This window comes from Oceanobacillus jordanicus, assembly GCF_022095695.1.
GTDB lineage: Bacteria > Bacillota > Bacilli > Bacillales > Amphibacillaceae > Oceanobacillus_B > Oceanobacillus_B jordanicus.
In genome coordinates this window covers 55,538-75,198 of record NZ_JAIFZM010000001.1, presented here as the reverse complement: position 1 = coordinate 75,198, position 19,661 = coordinate 55,538, and the positions used below count along the sequence as shown (strand labels likewise).

The following is a 19,661-nucleotide window of genomic DNA, read 5'->3' as shown; positions in this document are numbered from 1 at the left end:
TGGAGAGAATCCTATACATATGACGAAAAAACGATTAAAGAGGTTATATAATGAGTAAAAGAAGTTTTGCGGATTATCAAGTAAGCGACGAAATAAAAAGAGCACTTGCTGTGTTAAAATACGAAACGCCAACAGAAGTTCAAAGTAAAGTCATCCCATTAGCAATGGAGAACCAAGATCTTGTCGTAAAAGCTCAAACAGGTAGCGGAAAGACGGCTTCCTTTGGTATTCCTGTTTGCAATATGATTGAATGGGAGGAAAAGAAACCACAGGCTCTCATCCTTACCCCAACGCGGGAGCTTGCCGTTCAAGTCCGCGAAGATATCACGAATATCGGCAGGTTTAAGCGTATGAAGGCAGTAGCCGTCTATGGAAAAGAACCTTTTACGAAACAAAAGGATGAATTGAAACAAAAAACGCATGTAGTTGTTGGGACACCCGGACGGGTCAAGGACCACATTGATCGAGAAACCCTAGATTTGGATCAAATAAAGTATCTTATTATAGACGAAGCTGATGAGATGCTTAATAGAGGTTTCATTGATGAAGTGGAAGCGATTATCCAAGCATTACCTTCAAACCGCGTAACCATGGTTTTTTCTGCTACCTTGCCTAAAGATGTTGAAAATCTTTGCCATAAATATATGATAGACCCTACTCAGATAGAGATTGAATCGACTGGGGTAACGGCCGAGTCCATTGAACATTTCTTAATTAAAGTGAGAGAAGAAGAAAAGATTTCACTTCTTAAAGATATCACCGTTGTAGAAAATCCAGATAGCTGCCTGATTTTCTGCCGAACGAAAGAACATGTAGATACAGTGTACAGCGAACTAGATAAAGCTGGATATCCTTGTGAGAGACTCCACGGGGGACTGGAACAAGAAGATCGCTTCGCTGTTATGGAAGGGTTCAAAATGGGGAACTTCCGCTATCTCGTGGCCACCGATGTAGCTGCTAGAGGGATTGATATTGATAATGTAACACTCGTCATCAATTACGACGTTCCTATGGAAAAAGAGAGCTATGTACACCGAACCGGAAGAACCGGCCGTGCCGGTAATAAAGGAAAAGCCATGACGTTTTCGACACCTTTTGAAGGGAAATTCCTTAAAGCAATTGAAAAATACATCGGCTTTGAAATACCTACTATAGAAGCTCCCAGCCCACAGGAAGTGGCTACTGGAAAAGCTGCCTTCGAAGAAAAACTTAGCAGCAGACGCATTGTAAGAAATAATAAAACCGCCCGAATTAATCAGGACATTATGAAACTTCATTTCAATGGTGGCAAAAAGAAGAAGATTCGTGCTGTTGACTTTGTTGGAACAATTGCCAAAATCCCAGGCGTCACAGCAGAGGACATCGGCATTATCACCATCCATGACCAAATGTCTTATGTGGATATTCTCAATGGGAAAGGCTCCGTCGTTATACAAGCCATGGAGAATACAACGGTCAAAGGAAAGAAACTAAAAGTAAACAAAGCAATTAAATAATATACGTATAAGCTTAAATCCCCCTCCACTAGAAAGGTGAGGGGGATTGCTTAGTTTTCAATTAGCGTTTAAATTAGAGTCGATTCTAAAGGCACTGAACGAGGCTAGGGCATATTAGCCAAAAGACGGAATAAACGATATAACAAGCGTAGTATATTTCTGAAGCGGTTTTTCAAAAGCAAATCTTTCGGATTTTTCTTTGGCGTAAATAATATCCCAACCACGTAATTTATTTTAAGTTCTTAACACCGGTTTCTAATATCTCCATTTGCAGTAGTGTCTGCTCATCTGTGATGGTTTTATCTTTACCATGTAGGATCGCTTCGTATATGTCATCATATACTCTTCCATAATCCCCATCCACAGACTTCACTTTTTCTTCGTGAACGGTACCTTCTTCATCGATATATGTCAGCACACCATAGTGGTTGATTGTATCGACACCAAAGTCTTTGTTATCCGGCATGTAAAATAGCTTCAAATGTTCTTCCTGGCGATCTTTCGTTTCTTTGACAAAGGAACCCTTCTTACCATGGACGACGAAGCTAGGCCTTTCCTTCAGTCTGAAGTAACTGGATTTCACAGATACTTTTAACCCGCCATAATATAAATCCAAATCGAAGTAATCATTTTTTCTTCCCTGTCCTAAAATCTGCCTTACGTCATAATGAATATCATCTGGCTTGCCGAAATAACTAATGACCTGATCTAGTGTGTGACAGCCATGTTCATATAAAAAGGACGAAGCAGGGTCAAAAGAATGCACAGACTCAGGTACTTCAGGACGATAGTAATCATAATGCATTTCTACTTCTAATAAATCCCCTGTTTTCCCTTCTTCAATGACCTTTTGGACGGTTAAGAAATCACTATCAAAACGTCTGTTTTGGTATGCCTGCACAATTAAGTCCTTCTCTTTTGCCAATGCAAATATTTCTTTAGCCTGTTCTGAGGTTTCCATAAACGGCTTTTCAACCAAACAGTGTTTATTATGTTCTAATATTTGTTTAGCGTAATCATAATGGCTGTCATGTTTTGTACAAATCACAATAAGTTGAATGTCCTCATCATTTAGTAACGCATCTAAATCAGAAGTATAATGGACTCCTGCAATTTTATCCCAGCTATCATTTGCAGGCGTTCTACGATAAATCGTTTTTACCTTTATATTTTCTCTTTGCAGTACGAATGGTAGATGGTACCTGTTTGTACTTTTTCCATTTCCAATATAACCAATAGTAAGCATAGTAATCTCCTTTTATAACATTATGTAAAAGTACCTCCTTGGATGAGCAGATGTCATCCAAGGAGGTACTTCAATATTTAAATAAAGTTTAGCATTACATTAAACCAATTACGTGGAAGACAATACCTAGAACGAACAATCCAAGAATCATAATAATTGGAGAAACTTTCTTTCTAAGTAACCACATACATAGAAGGGTTAACGCCAATGCAGCTAAACCAGGAGATAAGTCATTCAAGTTATCTTGTAAGGTCGTGACCTTATACTCACTTAACGATCGCCCTGCGGCTTGCTGTTCTAATGCCGTTCTAATTCCTTCGGCACCAGAAGGTAGGTTCTCCCAATCGATATATGCACCTTCATCAAGTTTAATTTCCGAAACGGTTGGCGTAAAGGATATGGCTACCCACCGGTTAATTAAGGCACCAAGGATGAACATACCGAGTATCGAGGCTCCCTTGGTGATATCTTGAAGTAATCCGCCAGACAAGTCATCTGTGATTTTAGAACCGGCTTTGTAACCAAGCTCTTGTGTATACCACATGAAGCCCATACGAATCAGATTCCATAATACGAAGTAAAGAATAGGACCAAGAATATTACCGCTCATTGCAAGCGATGCTGCTAAGGCACCAAGGATAGGTTTTACCGTGAACCAGAACAATGGATCCCCAATACCAGCTAAAGGTCCCATCATACCGACTTTAACCCCTTGAATGGCCTTGTCGTCTACCGGAGCACCATTTGCCCGTTCTTCTTCAAGCGCAAGCGTTACACCAATGATTGGTGATGCTACATATGGGTGTGTATTAAAAAACTCTAAGTGACGCTGCAATGCAGCAGAACGATCTTCTTTTGTTTTATATAATCGTTTGATTGCCGGGATCATAGAGAATGCCCAACCACCGTTTTGCATCCGTTCATAGTTCCAAGAACCTTGAATGAACATGGAACGGAACCAAATAGCTATACGATCTCTTTTTGATAATTTCAATCCTTTTTCCATTTTTTAAGCCTCCTCCTTTTAGTAGTTATCAATAATGTCGCCTAACGGATCACCAGTATTACCGCCTCCGCCATTACCAGAGCCACCTTGTTTTGATAATGCAATATAAATAAGTGCAAGTGCTACACCAATACCACCAAGACCTAAAAGCGTAAGAGATGGAATTGTTGCTACTACGAAACCAATTGCCAAGAAAGGCCATACTTCTCTTGTTGCCATCATGTTAATAACCATCGCAAAACCAACCGCTACTACCATTCCGCCACCGACTGCTATGCCGTCTGTCAACCAAGCAGGCATTGATTCGAGCAAGTCTCTCACCGGACCTGCACCAATTGCTACAATTAATGCAGCAGGAATAGCAATACGCAAACCTTGCATAATGATCGCGATAATATGCCACATTTCTACTTTTCGGAAGTTACCCTCTTTCGCTGCGGCATCCATAAAGTGGACAAACGCTGTTGCAATCGTACGAACAATAATTGTCAATAGTAATCCAGCTACTGCAAGTGGTACTGCAATCGCGATTGCTGAGGAAACACCAGATTCCCCTTGTCCACCTAAAACTAAAATAATTGCTGATGCGACCGATGCTAATGCAGCATCCGGTGCTACGGCAGCCCCAATGTTTGCCCAACCTAAAGCAATCAATTGAAGGGTACCACCTAAGATAAGACATGGTATTAATTCTCCTGTAACTAAACCGATTAACGTACAAGCAATAATTGGCTGATGGAAGTGGAATTCATCCAAAATTCCTTCCACACCAGCTAAGAATGCTACGATAATAACGAGTATTATCTGAATAATAGTCAAATCCATGATTATTCATCCTCCTTTTTGTCTGGTAATTAAAATTATCTCTGTTTATCTAACTCTGCTTGAGCTCTTCTTAGAATTTCATCCATGTTGCCATATTGATCAGCTGGAACTTTACGTACATCAAAGTCCACGCCAAACTCTTTTAATTTGCGGAACGTATCGATATCATTTTGATCAAAAGCCAATACTTTATTCGGCTGTACTTTACCAGGTGAGTGGGACATCGAACCAACATTAATGGTTTCTAATGGAACGCCGCCTTCCACTGCTCTAAGCACATCCTGCGGGTTTTCGAAAAGCAGTAACGCGCGCTGACCACCAAAGTGCTGATCATCCTTTGCAAGCTCGACCATTTTTTTAATTGGCACAACATGAGCCTTAACACCTGATGGAGCCGCCTGCTGGATCAATTTCTTACGAAGTTCATCCTCTGCTACCACATCGGATACGACAATAATTCGCGTAGGCTGTGTATTCTTTGTCCAGGCTGTTGCTACTTGTCCATGCAACAAACGCGTGTCAATACGCGCTAACACGTAGTCAAATGTACCAGGAGCGCCTGTACTAGCTGGTCCGGCATCAGCCTTCGCGGTATCCGCTGGTTCCAACTCTTCAGGTTTTATTTTAACTGCTTCTTTAGCTGTTCCCAGAATCTGTTCAGCAACCTCATACGCTGTGTCCTTAGACATGCGCGCTGCATAAGATTCGATGACCATTGCTAAATTTAAACCAGTAACGATCGCCCATTTACCCTCTTGTTCATCAATCAAGCTGCTGGCTTGGTTGAAAGGAGTTCCACCCCAAAGATCAATTAAGAATAATACTTCGTCTTGATTGTCAAAAGAGGAGATTGCTTCTTTCATTTTTGCCTTTACGTCATTAGGCCCTTCGCTTGGCATCAATGTAACAGCTTTTACATTTTCTTGTTCTCCAAAGATCATCGCTCCAGATTGCAAGATACCAGTGGCAAATTCGCCGTGACTAGCAATGACAATTCCTACCATCACTTTACCTCCTATTAATTTGATCTGTTAAATCTTGAATATGATAAACTCCTAAAGTGTATTATTTCCCAGCTCAACTAAAACGATTACATTAGAAACAAAAAAATAAAAAAGACATAAGTAAAAAGTAGATTAAAGGAAGGTAGAGGTATAGTAGGACCCTAGTTCTTCGTGTTTAATCAATACTTTTCACTCATGCCTGATCGAATCAGTAACACGTAAAAAATATACGATGGCTATTAAGTTTTAGTTGCAAACGCTTCAATTATACCTCAAATAATAAGTATATTAATACTTTAATGAGTTTATCTAAGAGTATTATAGCACTCCATTTTACCCATTTCAAGAAGTAAGTTATTATTTTTAACGCAGTTCCTTTTCACTACGAATCCTATTTAACGGCATAGTCAAATGCTCCTACAAAAATAGAATCGTTCTTCCACATCTAGTAAAATGACTACTTATTAAATCTCCCTTTAAACCCACGTTTTATAACATCAAAGAAACCTAATGATTGAACCAAGCGATCCTCGTCCACGTACTCCCGAATGGTTCGCAACACTTTCTTTGGATCCTTTGAAGAAAAGGTATATGTCCCGTCACTTTTTGTTTTAATTGCATAACGCGGGATCCACTTTCCTTTAAACATAACAGAAGCGATCACAGAATCCACTTCTTCCCACGGAATTTGAATAAACTTCCGAGCATCACGAGTGTTGTAGAATTCAAACCCTTTATCACCAATCATGATCTTACCATAATCAGTCATTCTTATATGTGAGGTTCCATTAATAACTAAATCAACTTTTGTGTTGATAGATTGGACCATTTGACCTACCTCATTTCTTTCTATTACTAAAAATCATTATACACGTTTTATACCTCTAAGCCAAAAATGCTTTGAGGAAGAGGATGCTAGTAAGACTTATTTAATTCATTGGTCAATTCATCATTATAATAAAAAGCATTACATTCACCCAAAAGACAGATTGGGCATAGGCTATTTAAAATGAGACTGATTAAGTGAAACACAAAATTTAATCCATTAAGGAAGTGACTCCTTGAAAAATTATTATTATGTAACGGCCAATACAGCCAAGGGATTTCTGAACTTACTACCTTCCAATGTAGAGGGCTTGCAGCAAGTCATTAGTCTAAAACACCCTTCCCAAAAGGTAAAAGCAAAGATTCTCCGTCAATTGGTTCTAAAATATGAATCTACTAATGCAGTGGAAGTGTTGAAGAGTGCGTTAGGTGAGGATTACTTGGATGGTGTTGTTATTCGTGAAAAAGGGATCGCATTTTTAAATGATTCCATTGTGCCAAGTGATATGGATGGGGTTATCGAACTGGATTTAAGGAACTTTACACAGAAGCCCTCGGTAAAAAACACCATTCAAAATGAAAACTTCAAGCATCACACCGAAAAGGCATATAAAGATTTTGAAACAGGATTACGCATCCATGATGACCTGGAAGAAATCTATATTAAAGAGATGCATTTTGAAAAGGCAGATGAAATGACAGATAGATTTATTCAAGAAAGATTACAAGGGCAGCCAAAGAAGACCCGTGATGCCCATGAATACCATCGCCTTTTTGGTACGACAACCGTGGATGGCCCTGTCAATGTCATCCCCCATATTACGGAAAACCTCTCCCGTGTCTTTTATGTAAAAGGGCGTGCTGGAACAGGCAAATCTACCTTTATGAAGAAAGTAGTAAGTGCTTGTATAGAACATGGTTATGATACGGAGATTTATCATTGTAGTTTCGATCCAAACAGTCTTGATATGGTGTTGGTTCCAGATTTACATTTTTGTCTCTTTGACAGCACGGACCCCCATGAATTTTTTCCAACAAAGGAGAACGAAGAAGTCATTGATTTATACGAAGGGGCCGTTACACCTGGAACTGATGAAAAATATGCGGATGAAATTAACAAAGTAAATGACAATTACAAATCGTATATGAAAAAAGGCGTTGTAGAACTGAAAAAGGCTGGAGAATACTTGGAAGAATTGGAGCAGCAGTATTCTGTTACGGAACAAGAAGAGAAGGAAATACTTGAATTTATTGAGGAGAAGTTTTAAATCGTTTTGCCGGTTTGAGCTTTAAGCAAGTATCTAGCTTAAGAGGTAACAAAACAGTTATGCAATATTTTTCCATACATCAAATGCCATAAAAACTAGTTGTTGTTGTTTTTATGGCATTTTTTCGTGGTTATATATCTTTAGAAATCGTTTCACTTTGAATAATTGTTCAAATAACGGCTTCAAGTAAGATAAATCCACCAACGTTTCATTGGAATAAACATAGTCTTCAATTTCAGGGGATTTTATATATTGCTTTTTAATGTGCCCATTGGCTATCTCATCTTCTCCGTGGATAGAAACAATGGCTCGGCGCTCTTCCCAAACCAGTTCTTCTAAAATACGTATTGCACGTTCTTGATTGTCAGGATCATTTGAAAGTGCAACGGTATTACCGTCTTGTACTGCATCTAATGAATCATGGTTAACAGTATATAATCCTATTGGTGCAGTTAGTGAAAAGGCAATTCCTGTAATAGCCAAATCTAACTCATCATTAATCCCTTCCATGTATGCTGTACTTTGGAAAACACTTGACTTGCATCAATTGCTCCCTCTTTCATTGCGTGGTTTACTCGCATATTTTGCTAGAGAACTTTCACCGTCAATTCATAGCCTTTTTATTCCAAAATTAGTACAATTTCTTCACATAGCTACTGTTCATACCTATTAACTGCAAAACCTGCGACAACTTCTTTCTTTTCTTCTCCTTCTCCATTTTCACTAGCAGATTCATTACTCTTCCTGAGTGATAAGACTCCCCTCTTCTGTTGAAGCAAATCCGCTTTAGACTACTGGCAAAGCTAATCAAGATTGACATATTCTGTCGCTTGGTCTACCCGTATTTTATCTCTTCCGGATCTTCTAATTCCGCTGTTTAGGTAGTAATCACCCTTAATACAACCCTTTGGTTTTGTAGCCTACCCATTATTTCTCCCTACTTCCTATTCCACAAAACAACAATCCTTTTTACAATTTTCTACATTTTATGTAACAAAGGATAATGATAAGTTGTTATAATAGTAACATGGACCTAATAAAATAGGAGTAGCCTAAAAGGGGGTAAGACTGTGGAAAGAATTATAGCTTGTGAGTATGAATATGACGAGAGAGTTAGCTTTGCCCTTCAACAGAATCATGTACCATTTATTAAACGATTGGCCATTGAGAATACTAGTGAAGCAGAACACAATGATATTAAGATAGAACTATCTTCAAACCCTTCGTTTTTCGAATCCAAAACAATTCACCTTGATGCATTAAATCCTGAAGAATCTATTGAACTGCATCCAGATATCCAATTATCAGCAGAGTACCTTAGTAGCCTGGAAGAGAGCATGACCGGGTATTTTAGCATTAGAGTTTTAATCGGCGAGAAGGAAGCTTACGATAAAAGTTTACCTGTTGATATTCTATCATTCGATTCGTGGCCGGGCTCCAACGTAATCCCAGAGATTATCTCAAGCTTTATCACTCCAAATCGGCCGTTTGTGATGGAGATTATTAAACAGGCGTCCAGAATTATGGAGACAAAAACCGACAATAATGCAATGGATGGATATCAAAGTGGTGATCCCAACCGCATTATTGCACAACTGTCCGCCATCTATTCCGCTATTCAAGCTCAGATGATTACATATGCCAACCCTCCTGCGAGCTTTGAGGCACAGGGACAGAAAATTCGTTTTCCTGATGTGATAAAAGAACACAAACTGGGTACCTGTCTAGACTTAACGCTATTATATGCGGCTTGTGCAGAAGCAATTGGGATTCATCCGCTCATCGTATTTTTCCGTGGGCATGCCTATCCAGCTTTCTGGTTAAAAGAATATGCTTCCCCAGAGAGTTATCAGGATGACAAAAGTGTACTAACCAAGAGTATGGCTGGCGGCATTAATGATATTGTTGCTGTGGAATCTACTCTCCTAACCAATGAGAAATCCACCTTTAATAGTGCTATTCAATCAGCAGAAAGTAGTTTAAATAAACCGGACTACTTCGACTTTTTTGTGGACGTGCATAGAAGTAGAATCGGTCAAATAAAACCTCTCTCCCTGAAAACCAGCATGGGGGCTAGCATCCAGGTTGCTGTTCAGCCGGATGAACCTGTACGGATCAACAATAACTTTGCTTTTGAAAAGGTAGAAATCATTAAGGTAGATGAGCAATTACCAGATCAAAGAAGCGAGCATGAAGATAAGATTACCTATTGGCAAAATAAATTAATTGATATGAGTTTGCGCAACAACCTATTGAATTACCGCATTCATACACAGGGAATCCCTGTCGTCACCTCCAAGCTAGATCAGATTGAGGACATCCTGTCCATGGGCAAGAAGGTCTTTATCGAACCCTTACCAAACGAGTGGCGCAATAAGGTAAGAGATTTCAGAGACCAAAAGGAATTACTGACCAGTAAGATATTATCAGATGATATGAAAAATGACAGGCTAAGGTCGATTCTATCTGAGATGAAATTGGAGAAAGAACTCGTCAAGCTATACAGAAAGGCTAAAAATACACTTGAGGAAACAGGAGCTAATTCGTTATTCATTGCTCTTGGTTTTTTAAAATGGTATGACCCTAAATCTTATTCTCAGGAACGTTATGCGCCAATTCTACTCCTTCCTGTAGACCTTGTACGTCTATCGGCGAAAAAAGGTTACTTCATACGAGCTCGTGACGAGGAGATACAGATTAATATTTCTCTGATTGAATATCTGAGGCAGACGTTTGGTATTGATGCTTCCAGGCTCTATAACATACCGAAAGATGAACATGGGGCAGATGTCAGGAAAGTTCTGACAACCATGCGGCGAATCATTATGCAAATGAAGAACTGGGATGTAGAGGAATCCGCCAGCATTGGTGTATTTTCCTTCTCCAAATTTGTTATGTGGAATGACCTTGTCAATCACTCAGATGAACTGAAGAAAAACAAGGTGGTTAAAAGCCTACTGGAAGGAAGCTATACTAGAAAACAGGATGGTTCTTTCTCAGGCTCCATGACAACAGAAGAAGATGAGGAAGCTAAGCTATATGCACCTTTAAGCTCAGACAGTACACAGACCGAGGCAATTTTGGCAACCGGGGAAGACAACAGTTTTGTGCTGCATGGCCCTCCAGGCTCAGGTAAGTCGCAAACGATCACCAACATGATTTCCCATGCGCTGGCAACAGGAAAGTCTGTCCTTTTCGTCGCGGAAAAAATGGCAGCGTTAAATGTTGTTCAAAATCGACTGGCCTCTATTGGTCTAGGTGACTTTTGTCTGGAAGTTTACTCGAATAAGGGACAGAAGAAAGATATTCTTAATCAACTAGAGCGATCCTTTGAAGCGCAGCGAACTGTAAAAGGTACTAACTGGACTGAGAAGTTCGAGGAAGTTAAAGTTCTAAAAAAAGCGTTGAATAAGTATGTACAGAAGCTTCACCAAACCACTTTACTTGGCCAAAGTAGTTTCGAAATGATTGAAACCTATTCCACTCTCGAAGAACCTAAAGAAATGATAAAGTTCGACAGAGATAAAGTTATGGAAATGGATGAAGTTAAACTTCGACGGACCAAACAAACCATAGAGGATTTGGAAATTATCGGAGAGACGTGTGGCCGTGTATCGGATAATCCATGGATGGGAATTAAACAAACGAACTATTCACTGGCCCTACAGGATACCGTCAAGCAAGAGCTGTCCTCCATCTTAGCTGATACAGACAAACTTCTTGAGCTAGACAAGAGTTTAGCTGGAATGGGAATAACATATGAGCTCAAAAATCATAGCTGGTTCCTTTTCCTCTATAAAATAATTCCTTTACTGCAAGCTATACCGGATGTTCAGATCGAGCTTATTGGGGTCGATCAGTTTGATAGAATGAAACCAGAAATCACGGAAGTCATTACTACAGGCAGAGAGCACGATGAGGCTGTCGGTAAAATCGATGAATGGTTCGATAACTCTATCTTAAAGATAAATGCGGAGACCCTACTACAGGATTATAGATTAGCTGAGAACAGCTGGTTCCTTAAAGGAAAGCTGGAGAAAGGGAAGATTAAGAAGGAGCTTAAGAAGTTTCTGAAAGCTAAAAATAAAATTGAAACGGATAAATTGGAAAGCATAATTACAGCAATCCGTGATATTCAGGAAAAGAAAGAGTTTTTAACTCAGAGTGAAGATCTGATGAAAAAGCACTTCTCTAATCTGTGGAATGATGGAAAAGGGGATTGGAATGGGATAGAGGCAGCAGTAAAGTGGATGGAAGATGTCCGAACTTCTATCAACGAGTTGCAGCCATCACAGGAAATGCTCGCTAATTTTGCTAAGATTCTACAGGCCAATAAGCAGAACCTTTCCACTACCCAGGCAAAAGAACAAATGAATAGTTATACAGAAGGCTATGAGTCAATAATGGGTCACTGGAATAAAGTTGAGAAGGAATTAGTTGCTGAAAACCTGCACGAGCCGAATCAAGCAAACTGGGCTGCTTATAGCAGAGGTAAAGCTGCTCTCCTGATTGAAGCGTTACCTGGTCTAAAAGATAACTGTAAACTGGCCAGCATTGTTAAAGAGGCGGAAGAGTTCGGGTTGAAGAATGTAACGAAGCCTTATCTGTCTGGCAGCCTGGATCATGATGAACTGCTATCTTCATATTTATATGGGTTCTACCGTCTCAGAATAGACGGAGAAATCTCAGCAAGAGAAGAGCTGTCCCAGTTTTCGAAAGCAAGTTTTGAGAATAAGCTTGATAAATTTTATACCTTTGATGATGAACTTAGTGAGCTGACCAAACTGGAAGTGTACGTTAAGTTGATGAGCCGTGTACCTGATTTAGTGAATAACACCATCCAGAGTTCTGAGCCAGGAATTCTGGCCAAGGCAATTAAAAGCAAGGGGCGCGGTATTGCTATTCGTCAATTATTTGACAGGATTAAAAATCTATTACCTAAGATTAAACCTTGTATGCTGATGAGCCCATTATCTGTTGCTCAATATCTGGATCCATCATTCCCTAAGTTTGATTTGGTCATTTTCGATGAGGCGTCTCAGTTATCAACGAGCGAAGCAATAGGCGCGATGGGTAGAGGTAAGAATGTCATCGTGGTTGGTGATCCTAAACAATTACCTCCAACGAGCTTCTTTGGGACAAAACAGGAAGAGGATAACTTTGATTTACAGGACCTGGAGAGCGTTCTTGATGACAGCCTTGCAGTACAGCTGCCGCAGAAACACTTGAGGTGGCATTATCGCAGTGAACATGAAAGTTTAATTTCTTTTTCAAACAATCATTTCTATGGAAATAAATTGGTAACCTTCCCATCGACAGACGATATGGCCTCAAGAGTATCATTTAAAAATGTTCATGGTGTATACGACCGCGGGAAGACCAAACAAAACAAGCATGAAGCAGAGGCGATAGTCAACGACATCTTCTCACGACTGAGTGACCCAGAAAAACAACATGAGAGTATTGGAGTAGTCACCTTCAGTCAGCCACAACAAACACTAATTGAAGATATGATTGATGAACGTCTAAGACAAGATGCCTCCCTGGAGAAGTACTTTACTGACGAAGTAGAGGAGCCTGTCTTTGTTAAGAACTTGGAAAATGTGCAGGGAGACGAACGTGACATCATTCTGTTTACTGTAGGTTACGGACCTGACCATACGGGGCACATGACATTGAACTTCGGGCCGTTAAACCGCGATGGAGGTTGGCGCCGACTAAATGTCGCAGTTTCCCGCGCTAAAAAAGAAATGGTGATTTTTGCATCCATGGAACCAGATAAAATCAACCTCTCCCGAACAAAAGCTGAGGGCGTGCACAGCCTTAGAGCGTTTATTGAGTTTGCCAAGAGAGGTAAAATTCCAACCGATGTCGAAAATCGGGGAGACAGCAAACGAGTAAATTCCACCGTCATTATTCCCAAAATAAAAGAGGCTCTACAGCAAAATGGTTATCAAGTAGAGACAAATGTGGGAAATAGTGATTTTAAGGTGGACTTAGCGGTGGTTGATCGTAATAATCGCGGGAAATACCTTGCTGCAATACAAGTGGATGGTCATCGATTTGCTAGTTTTACAACTACAAGGGACCGTGTTAAACAGGGAGACCTAATGCTAGGCCGACTGGGATGGCAAATCATCAAAGTCTGGTCAGTTGAATGGTGGCACAATAAAGAAAAACAGATAGAAGACCTACTTGTACAACTTCAGAAAGCTGAAAAACTTAGTGCTGACACGAAGAAAGAGACACAAGCCAAGCCTATTAAAGTGCAAGAATCGATTCACGAAAAAATCAGTGGCCTAACGATGCCCCCAGAAGAGAAACAGAAAGCGAATTATTATGATCCTGCTGTACTAGAAGAGGTGTCATTACCTAACGATTACTACTATACGTTTGAAGGCAAACCAGTAATCCATGAACAGATTAAACAGATTATTGATAAAGAGGCACCTGTGAGCTTTTCGAGATTATCTAAAGAAATTATAAATGCCTGGGGATTCTCCAGAAGTGGTGCCAAGCTTGAGAAAGTAATTCAGGACTCTCTTACTGGATTGATGGTTTATGAAACCATCGAAGATAAGGGGAGATTCTTATGGAAAGACAAGGACCAGTCCACCTCTTACAGTGGTTTTCGGATAAAGAACCGCTATCGCAGAGGGCTACAGGATATAAGCAAGGTGGAGTACGCCAATGGTGTGATGAATATAATGAAGACTGCACTCCGACTGCCAAAGGCTGATCTAGTCCGGGAGATTTCTAAACTGCTTGGTTATAGCCGAACCACCTCCAACACGGAAATATATATTCAGGAAGCTATTAATCTAAATGCGAAAAAAGGACTGATCAAGGAAGATGCTGAGGGAAATATAGAGTATGTAGGTAAGTAGAATATATAGGGAGTCTTAATCAATAGGTTAGGGCTCACCTTTTTTAAATACCTGTTTATTCCACTAGACCACGGCAAAAAGGACTGAAACAGATGAGATCACTAAAAGATAAGGTATGATAGAGAAACCTTAAAATCCTGATTACTGAAGATGAATAAATCATTTTTTGTAATCAGGATTTTTTTAATAGTACTTAATATTTTTCATCGAAAGAATAAATATAGGAGATGAATTGAGCTGCTTATGAGTAGTTAAAGTAAAATCAGTGGTGGTAAAGAATAGTATTTCTGCTACTTATGGCCAAACATTGCGCATTGGAGCGACCTTCTGTAATTACTGGCTCAAACTATCCGCAGTACTCACATAATGTCCATCAAAACTCTACGTACGTGTATTTAGGTTATATATGTTTGTTTATTTCTTTAGGTTATTATTTTCAATAAAGCGCTCAAAATCATCATTTGACTTCGTATTAATTTGTTTTTGATTATACATTTCATACTCCTCTATTGCTAATTTATCAGCCACAGACTTAGAGATTTTTCCTGCGTGTTCAAGAATTTCACGGTTGTTAAACTGAAGAAAGGCATTCAGTTTGTCCATCCATTCCTTCATATGCATCGGTTGTTGTCTTTCCGCTTGATCTTCAGCATAGTCTAAGTACATCGTGACAATTCGATTAAGTGATTTTAGTTCCTTTTCAGACAAGTAATTTTTAGCAACCGTGATATCCCTTCTGCGTACTTTATCACCTTTCCATGTGGTGAGGCCCATATTCTCCTTCTCTGCTTTTGCTCTGTCTACTATAAGTTCGGCCGCTGTTTGACCATGGATCGCAAAATGTAATTTATTTTGAACAGTTGCAAAAAAATCTTGTGTGATTTCTGCGTTTGGATTATAGTCTACAGATGTCGCGTAAATATCTGTAATCTTTTGGTAAAACCTTTTTTCCGAAGCACGAATGTCACGGATTCGTTCTAGTAATTCATCGAAATAATCTTGTCCAAAGTTACGCATTTCCTTCAAGCGATCATCATCCATGGTAAAACCCTTAACAAGATATTCATTTAATTGATCTGTTGCCCACCGGCGGAACTGTGTGCCACGATGGGAGCGTACTCGGTAACCGATTGCGATGATCATTTCTAGGTTATAGTGTTTTGCTTTTCTTTTCACTTCTCTTGACCCTTCATTTTGAACTTGTAAGTAATACTTACAAGTTGCTTCTTCCTGTAATTCTTCTTCCGCATAAATATTTCTTATATGAAGCGTAATATTTTGAGATGAGGTCTGATATAATTCCGCTATGGCCTTTTGTGTCATCCAAACTGTTTCATTTTCTAATCTTACGTCTATTTTTGTGTTGCCTTCTTCCGTTTGGTAGATTAGTATATTGGATTCATTCTGCATTGTAATCACTCCCTTTAAATTGAAGTTCAATTACCACCTTCTTATTTGTACTATTATACCATTTCAACAAGAGATAGCTTAATAAAAGGGAAACGTATATTCCCATTACCAAAAAATTATTTCTAATATAAAAATCCCTTCAAATTCTTTAGAGAATTAAAGGGGTGTATTTTATTAATTAATTTGTTTTAAACGTTTTACTTAACTCAGTTTTTCCATCCTTTATTTTTCCACTATTTGTGGGAAGGTTCCCCTCGCGATTACGAAGGCTATCTTACTCTTTCCGTAGGTTGCGAGTTCGTCCATTTTTGCTGCAAGCTGTTCGGAGCTAAGCATCTTACCATTAATCTCGAGGGGCATGACATAGGTATCCTGGCTAGTACGGAAGAGGATGTGCTCGCCTTCTTTTCGTTTCACTTCTAGCATTTCCGCTCCGCTCATATTCTCTGGTGCCTTTTTATCAGCAACTTCGATAATGTCTACCTTGGCAAATGCACTTAGCCGTTTCATTATTCCTGAATGCCATGCATGAGGTATTTTTCTTTTTATTTTCCACCTGATACGAGGGTTACCTTCATTGTAGTTACATCCTTTGTCGTCCGTGGTCCCGTATAATTTACCACAGTTATTCTGTAGCTATCTCCGAACCATATTAACCAGCACCATACCTTGAAATTCCCTCACTTATTAAGCAAATAAACCTACCTCTAGTTCATAACACTTTCCCACGAGAAATTCTATGGCTCTGAATTTATTTTTATAAGTTTGATATAATACAAACAAACGTAAATGAAGAGGTGCGCATGGAAGTTCTACATTGGATGATAAAGAAAGTGCGACAGAGGATAATGGATCAGCAATATTCGATCGGTCAAACACTGGCTGGACGATATGAAATAGAGAAAGTGTTACAGAATGGGAGTTACGGCATCATCTATTTGTGCTGGGACTTGGACGCCAACCAAAGATGTGTGGTCAAACAAATGCGTAAAAGCAAGAGGAAAGAAAATATGGAGAATTACAAGCAAGAGACAACTATTCTACAGATGTTAGACCATGCTGGCATTCCAAAATTAATAGAGACATTCGAGTATGAGGATGAGCAGTTCTTTTCCATGGAGTTTGTCGAGGGGAAAAACGTAGAAGACACGTTATTCGACACAAAGCAGAAATACAGTGAAAGGGAATGTCTAGAAATCGTTAAAAAGCTAACTGCTATCATTTGCTATATTCACGAAAAAGGCGTGTTCCATGGTGATATCCGAATTCCAAATGTGCTCCTTCACAACGATGAACTTCATCTAATAGATTTTGGTTTAGCACACAATTTGCATACAGACGACAAAGCAAAAGAAAACGGAGAACAATTAGCACGCGATGACTTTTTTGATATAGGAGACTTCCTGCTTTTTCTTCTCTACTCTTCCTATGATGGGGAAACGAAAAGGAATAGGCCCTGGACTGAAGAGCTAAGCCTCCATCCGAAAACAACCCAGATTCTGAAACGATTGTTACAGATTGAACCGCCGTATCACCAGTGTGAAGCTATTCTTACAGATATCTGGGAAGCAATCAGTCTTCTATCAGCAAGCGATTAGAAGGAACACCGGGATAGCAGAACATAGTGTGGACTTAAAAACTCCATTTAGCAGGGAGTGTAATCTTCCCACCAAATGGAGTCTTTTTGTATTTTATTCAAATAACGATCAGCTGCTAGCGTAACGGCCTTTTTTTCTGTAATGGCTTGAGCCACGATAGGCATTATGTCCGCGTCGTCCGCTGCTGCTACTTCCGTAATATCTCCGCTTTTTTCCACTACTAGAGCCATGACGGCGGTATTTCGATCGGCCACTGCTGCTACCACGTTTTTTCATCTCTTTGGAAATGCCTTTTAGGAACTTTTTAAACATTGAGTTCCCTCCTTTTGTGTATATACGAATGACCTTTTAGGTAGGTTTCATATATTCGGCTTACTCTTTAAGTATACCCATAAGGTAGGTAGTAGTAAACCGAACCAATTCACTTAACTTTTTATAGGAAAAATACCCGACAACCTTATTAATTTACTAATGATACAGTTGATATCCCTTTGAAATAATCTTAATCAATATAATGAGCGCGTGAACTCTGTTCACACTGTTCACACTTTTAGAAAGTACTATACATTTTAAAGCTAAAAATTGCTACTTGATAAACTAGATGAAAGCTAGTAAACTATCTAAAGTGCTCGCTTATACTAAATAATAAATTAATATAACCTGTATAACCTCAGAATATGGCTTGAGGGTGTCTACCAGGAACCTTAAAATCCTGATTACAGAAAATGAGTTAAATCATTTTTTGTAATCAGGATTTTTTTATATTATTTTTCATTCGAAAGGAAGTAAGAAGAAGATGAATTTAAAAGTTTTTATACTCGCATTATCTACTGTAGCGGTTGGCCTTGTTGAATTAGTCGTTGGTGGAATACTCCCAACTATCGCGAACGATTTAAACATCTCATTAAGCTCTGCTGGACAACTCATCACGGTGTTCGCACTTATTTATGCTGTTTCCGGTCCTGTGTTACTAGTTCTAACGAGTAAAATGGAGCGAAAAAAGTTATATCTCATATCCTTGTCTATTTTCTTTATTGGGAACATCATGACCTATTTCAGTCCGAACTTTACCTTCATGATGGTCGCAAGGGTCATTACCGCCATGAGTACAGCACTCATTGTAGTACTTTCGTTAACCATCGCTTCAAAAGTGGTTTCACCAGCACATCGAGCAAAAGCTCTAGGCCTTGTTTACATGGGAATTAGTTCATCGCTTGTTATGGGCGTTCCACTGGGAATTCTGATTTCCGATCAATTTGGCTGGCGAGTAATTTTTCTCGGAATTGCGTTGTTATCGATCGGTTCTTTTGTGCTTATTTCCATCTTTTTAGATCGATTCCCTGGCGAAAAAACGATCCCACTATCAAAACAACTAAAAGCAGTGAGTAGCGCAAAATTAGGTAGCGCACATCTTGCAACCATGTTTATGCTTGCGGGACATTACACGCTTTATGCGTACTTCACACCATTTTTAGAAACAGAACTTCATCTAAGTTCTAGTTGGCTTAGCATTTGTTATCTATTATTTGGGATTGCAGCGGTAAGCGGCGGCGCCTTCGGAGGTTTTCTTTCCGATTCGATCGGAGCTCCAAAAAGCATCATTACTGTGATAATTTCATTTGCTGTCGTGCTATTCATACTGCCATTTACTACTTTTTCACTTATTGTATTCCTGCCAATTATGATGATTTGGGCAGCATTAAGCTGGAGTTTAGCTCCACCACAACAAAGCTATTTGATTCAAACAGATCCTGCAACATCGGATATCCAGCAGAGCTTTAATAATTCAGCATTACAAATCGGGATCTCTCTCGGATCAGCATTTGGTGGTGTTGTGCTAAATCAAACCGGAAATGTTTCCAGCACAGCTTGGTTTGGTGGCGTGATTGTCCTCATCTCCCTAGCATGCGCAGTCATTTCTTTAACAAGAAAAACAAAAGGAAGCGAAAAGACAAAGGAGAGTTTTGTAGTAGAGCGTCCTTTACAAGAACAAAACTAAACAGATTGGAGGGTTCGCTAGTTGAACTCTCCATTTTTTTAAATCTCCCTGTTAACTTTATTGAAAACAGGGTATATATCTAGAATAATAGATAGTA

At 39.3% G+C, this 19,661-nt stretch carries 13 protein-coding genes, 1 pseudogene and 1 riboswitch; of the genes and pseudogenes, 5 read left to right on the top strand and 9 right to left on the bottom strand.

Annotated elements, in window-relative coordinates:
- Positions 1-50 precede the first annotated feature (50 nt).
- Positions 51-1,496: a DEAD/DEAH box helicase gene (locus tag K3T81_RS00360; protein ID WP_238017361.1), complete on the top strand. Its 1,446-nt coding sequence runs from the start codon at positions 51-53 to the stop codon at positions 1,494-1,496.
- Positions 1,497-1,725: 229 nt separating this feature from the next.
- On the opposite strand, the gene K3T81_RS00355 is transcribed toward K3T81_RS00360, so the two are convergent.
- The 5 genes from K3T81_RS00355 to K3T81_RS00335 form a co-directional block, all read right to left on the bottom strand.
- Positions 1,726-2,742 carry an oxidoreductase gene (locus tag K3T81_RS00355; RefSeq protein ID WP_238017359.1) on the bottom strand — a complete coding sequence of 339 codons (1,017 nt, stop codon included), beginning with the start codon at positions 2,740-2,742 and terminating at the stop codon, positions 1,726-1,728.
- 94 nt (positions 2,743-2,836) lie between these two features.
- On the bottom strand, positions 2,837-3,748 hold the full coding sequence (locus K3T81_RS00350; RefSeq protein ID WP_238017356.1) for a PTS system mannose/fructose/sorbose family transporter subunit IID: 912 nt from the start codon (positions 3,746-3,748) through the stop codon (positions 2,837-2,839).
- A gap of 18 nt (positions 3,749-3,766) precedes the next feature.
- Positions 3,767-4,573: a PTS mannose/fructose/sorbose transporter subunit IIC gene (locus K3T81_RS00345; protein WP_238017354.1), complete on the bottom strand. Its 807-nt coding sequence runs from the start codon at positions 4,571-4,573 to the stop codon at positions 3,767-3,769.
- Between the two features lie 35 nt (positions 4,574-4,608).
- Positions 4,609-5,577, bottom strand: a complete 969-nt coding sequence (locus tag K3T81_RS00340) for a mannose/fructose/sorbose PTS transporter subunit IIA (protein ID WP_238017352.1) — start codon at positions 5,575-5,577, stop codon at positions 4,609-4,611.
- A gap of 457 nt (positions 5,578-6,034) precedes the next feature.
- Positions 6,035-6,406, bottom strand: a complete 372-nt coding sequence (locus tag K3T81_RS00335; RefSeq protein WP_238017350.1) for a DUF956 family protein — start codon at positions 6,404-6,406, stop codon at positions 6,035-6,037.
- Between the two features lie 232 nt (positions 6,407-6,638).
- On the opposite strand from K3T81_RS00335, the gene K3T81_RS00330 reads away from it, so the two are divergent.
- Positions 6,639-7,670, top strand: coding sequence for a hypothetical protein (locus tag K3T81_RS00330; RefSeq protein ID WP_238017348.1), 1,032 nt, complete (start codon positions 6,639-6,641; stop codon positions 7,668-7,670).
- Between the two features lie 111 nt (positions 7,671-7,781).
- Here K3T81_RS00330 and K3T81_RS00325 read toward each other — a convergent pair whose 3' ends face one another.
- Positions 7,782-8,180: a MetQ/NlpA family ABC transporter substrate-binding protein gene (locus K3T81_RS00325; protein ID WP_238017346.1), complete on the bottom strand. Its 399-nt coding sequence runs from the start codon at positions 8,178-8,180 to the stop codon at positions 7,782-7,784.
- A 560-nt stretch (positions 8,181-8,740) separates the two neighbouring features.
- Here K3T81_RS00325 and K3T81_RS00320 point away from each other — a divergent pair.
- The gene (locus K3T81_RS00320) at positions 8,741-14,557 is read left to right on the top strand and encodes a DUF3320 domain-containing protein (protein ID WP_238017344.1); all 5,817 of its coding nucleotides are present in this window, start codon (positions 8,741-8,743) and stop codon (positions 14,555-14,557) included.
- A gap of 414 nt (positions 14,558-14,971) precedes the next feature.
- On the opposite strand, the gene K3T81_RS00315 is transcribed toward K3T81_RS00320, so the two are convergent.
- A complete protein-coding gene (locus K3T81_RS00315; RefSeq protein WP_238017342.1) occupies positions 14,972-15,967 on the bottom strand; it encodes a virulence RhuM family protein in 996 nt (331 codons plus the stop codon).
- Between the two features lie 258 nt (positions 15,968-16,225).
- Positions 16,226-16,497, bottom strand: a pseudogene (locus K3T81_RS00310) (23S rRNA (pseudouridine(1915)-N(3))-methyltransferase RlmH); the annotation flags it as partial.
- 273 nt (positions 16,498-16,770) lie between these two features.
- Between K3T81_RS00310 and K3T81_RS00305 the strand changes: the two are divergent.
- Positions 16,771-17,565 carry a serine/threonine protein kinase gene (locus K3T81_RS00305; protein ID WP_238017341.1) on the top strand — a complete coding sequence of 265 codons (795 nt, stop codon included), beginning with the start codon at positions 16,771-16,773 and terminating at the stop codon, positions 17,563-17,565.
- Positions 17,566-17,612: 47 nt separating this feature from the next.
- Here the strand turns inward: K3T81_RS00305 and K3T81_RS00300 are convergent, their stop codons facing one another.
- Complete coding sequence (locus K3T81_RS00300; RefSeq protein WP_238017338.1) at positions 17,613-17,831, bottom strand: hypothetical protein; 219 nt, start codon at positions 17,829-17,831, stop codon at positions 17,613-17,615.
- A 374-nt stretch (positions 17,832-18,205) separates the two neighbouring features.
- A riboswitch (purine riboswitch) is annotated at positions 18,206-18,304 on the top strand.
- A 57-nt stretch (positions 18,305-18,361) separates the two neighbouring features.
- On the opposite strand from K3T81_RS00300, the gene K3T81_RS00295 reads away from it, so the two are divergent.
- A complete protein-coding gene (locus tag K3T81_RS00295) occupies positions 18,362-19,564 on the top strand; it encodes an MFS transporter (protein WP_238017336.1) in 1,203 nt (400 codons plus the stop codon).
- Positions 19,565-19,661 lie beyond the last annotated feature (97 nt).

What these genes read in the sequence shown, in the direction of transcription:
- K3T81_RS00360 (WP_238017361.1), top strand. Translation starts at nt 51, where the DNA reads ATGAGTAAAAGAAGTTTTGCGGATTATCAAGTAAGCGACGAAATAAAA.
- K3T81_RS00355 (WP_238017359.1), bottom strand. Translation starts at nt 2,742, where the DNA reads ATGCTTACTATTGGTTATATTGGAAATGGAAAAAGTACAAACAGGTAC.
- K3T81_RS00350 (WP_238017356.1), bottom strand. Translation starts at nt 3,748, where the DNA reads ATGGAAAAAGGATTGAAATTATCAAAAAGAGATCGTATAGCTATTTGG.
- K3T81_RS00345 (WP_238017354.1), bottom strand. Translation starts at nt 4,573, where the DNA reads ATGGATTTGACTATTATTCAGATAATACTCGTTATTATCGTAGCATTC.
- K3T81_RS00340 (WP_238017352.1), bottom strand. Translation starts at nt 5,577, where the DNA reads ATGGTAGGAATTGTCATTGCTAGTCACGGCGAATTTGCCACTGGTATC.
- K3T81_RS00335 (WP_238017350.1), bottom strand. Translation starts at nt 6,406, where the DNA reads ATGGTCCAATCTATCAACACAAAAGTTGATTTAGTTATTAATGGAACC.
- K3T81_RS00325 (WP_238017346.1), bottom strand. Translation starts at nt 8,180, where the DNA reads ATGGAAGGGATTAATGATGAGTTAGATTTGGCTATTACAGGAATTGCC.
- K3T81_RS00315 (WP_238017342.1), bottom strand. Translation starts at nt 15,967, where the DNA reads ATGCAGAATGAATCCAATATACTAATCTACCAAACGGAAGAAGGCAAC.
- K3T81_RS00305 (WP_238017341.1), top strand. Translation starts at nt 16,771, where the DNA reads ATGGAAGTTCTACATTGGATGATAAAGAAAGTGCGACAGAGGATAATG.
- K3T81_RS00295 (WP_238017336.1), top strand. Translation starts at nt 18,362, where the DNA reads ATGAATTTAAAAGTTTTTATACTCGCATTATCTACTGTAGCGGTTGGC.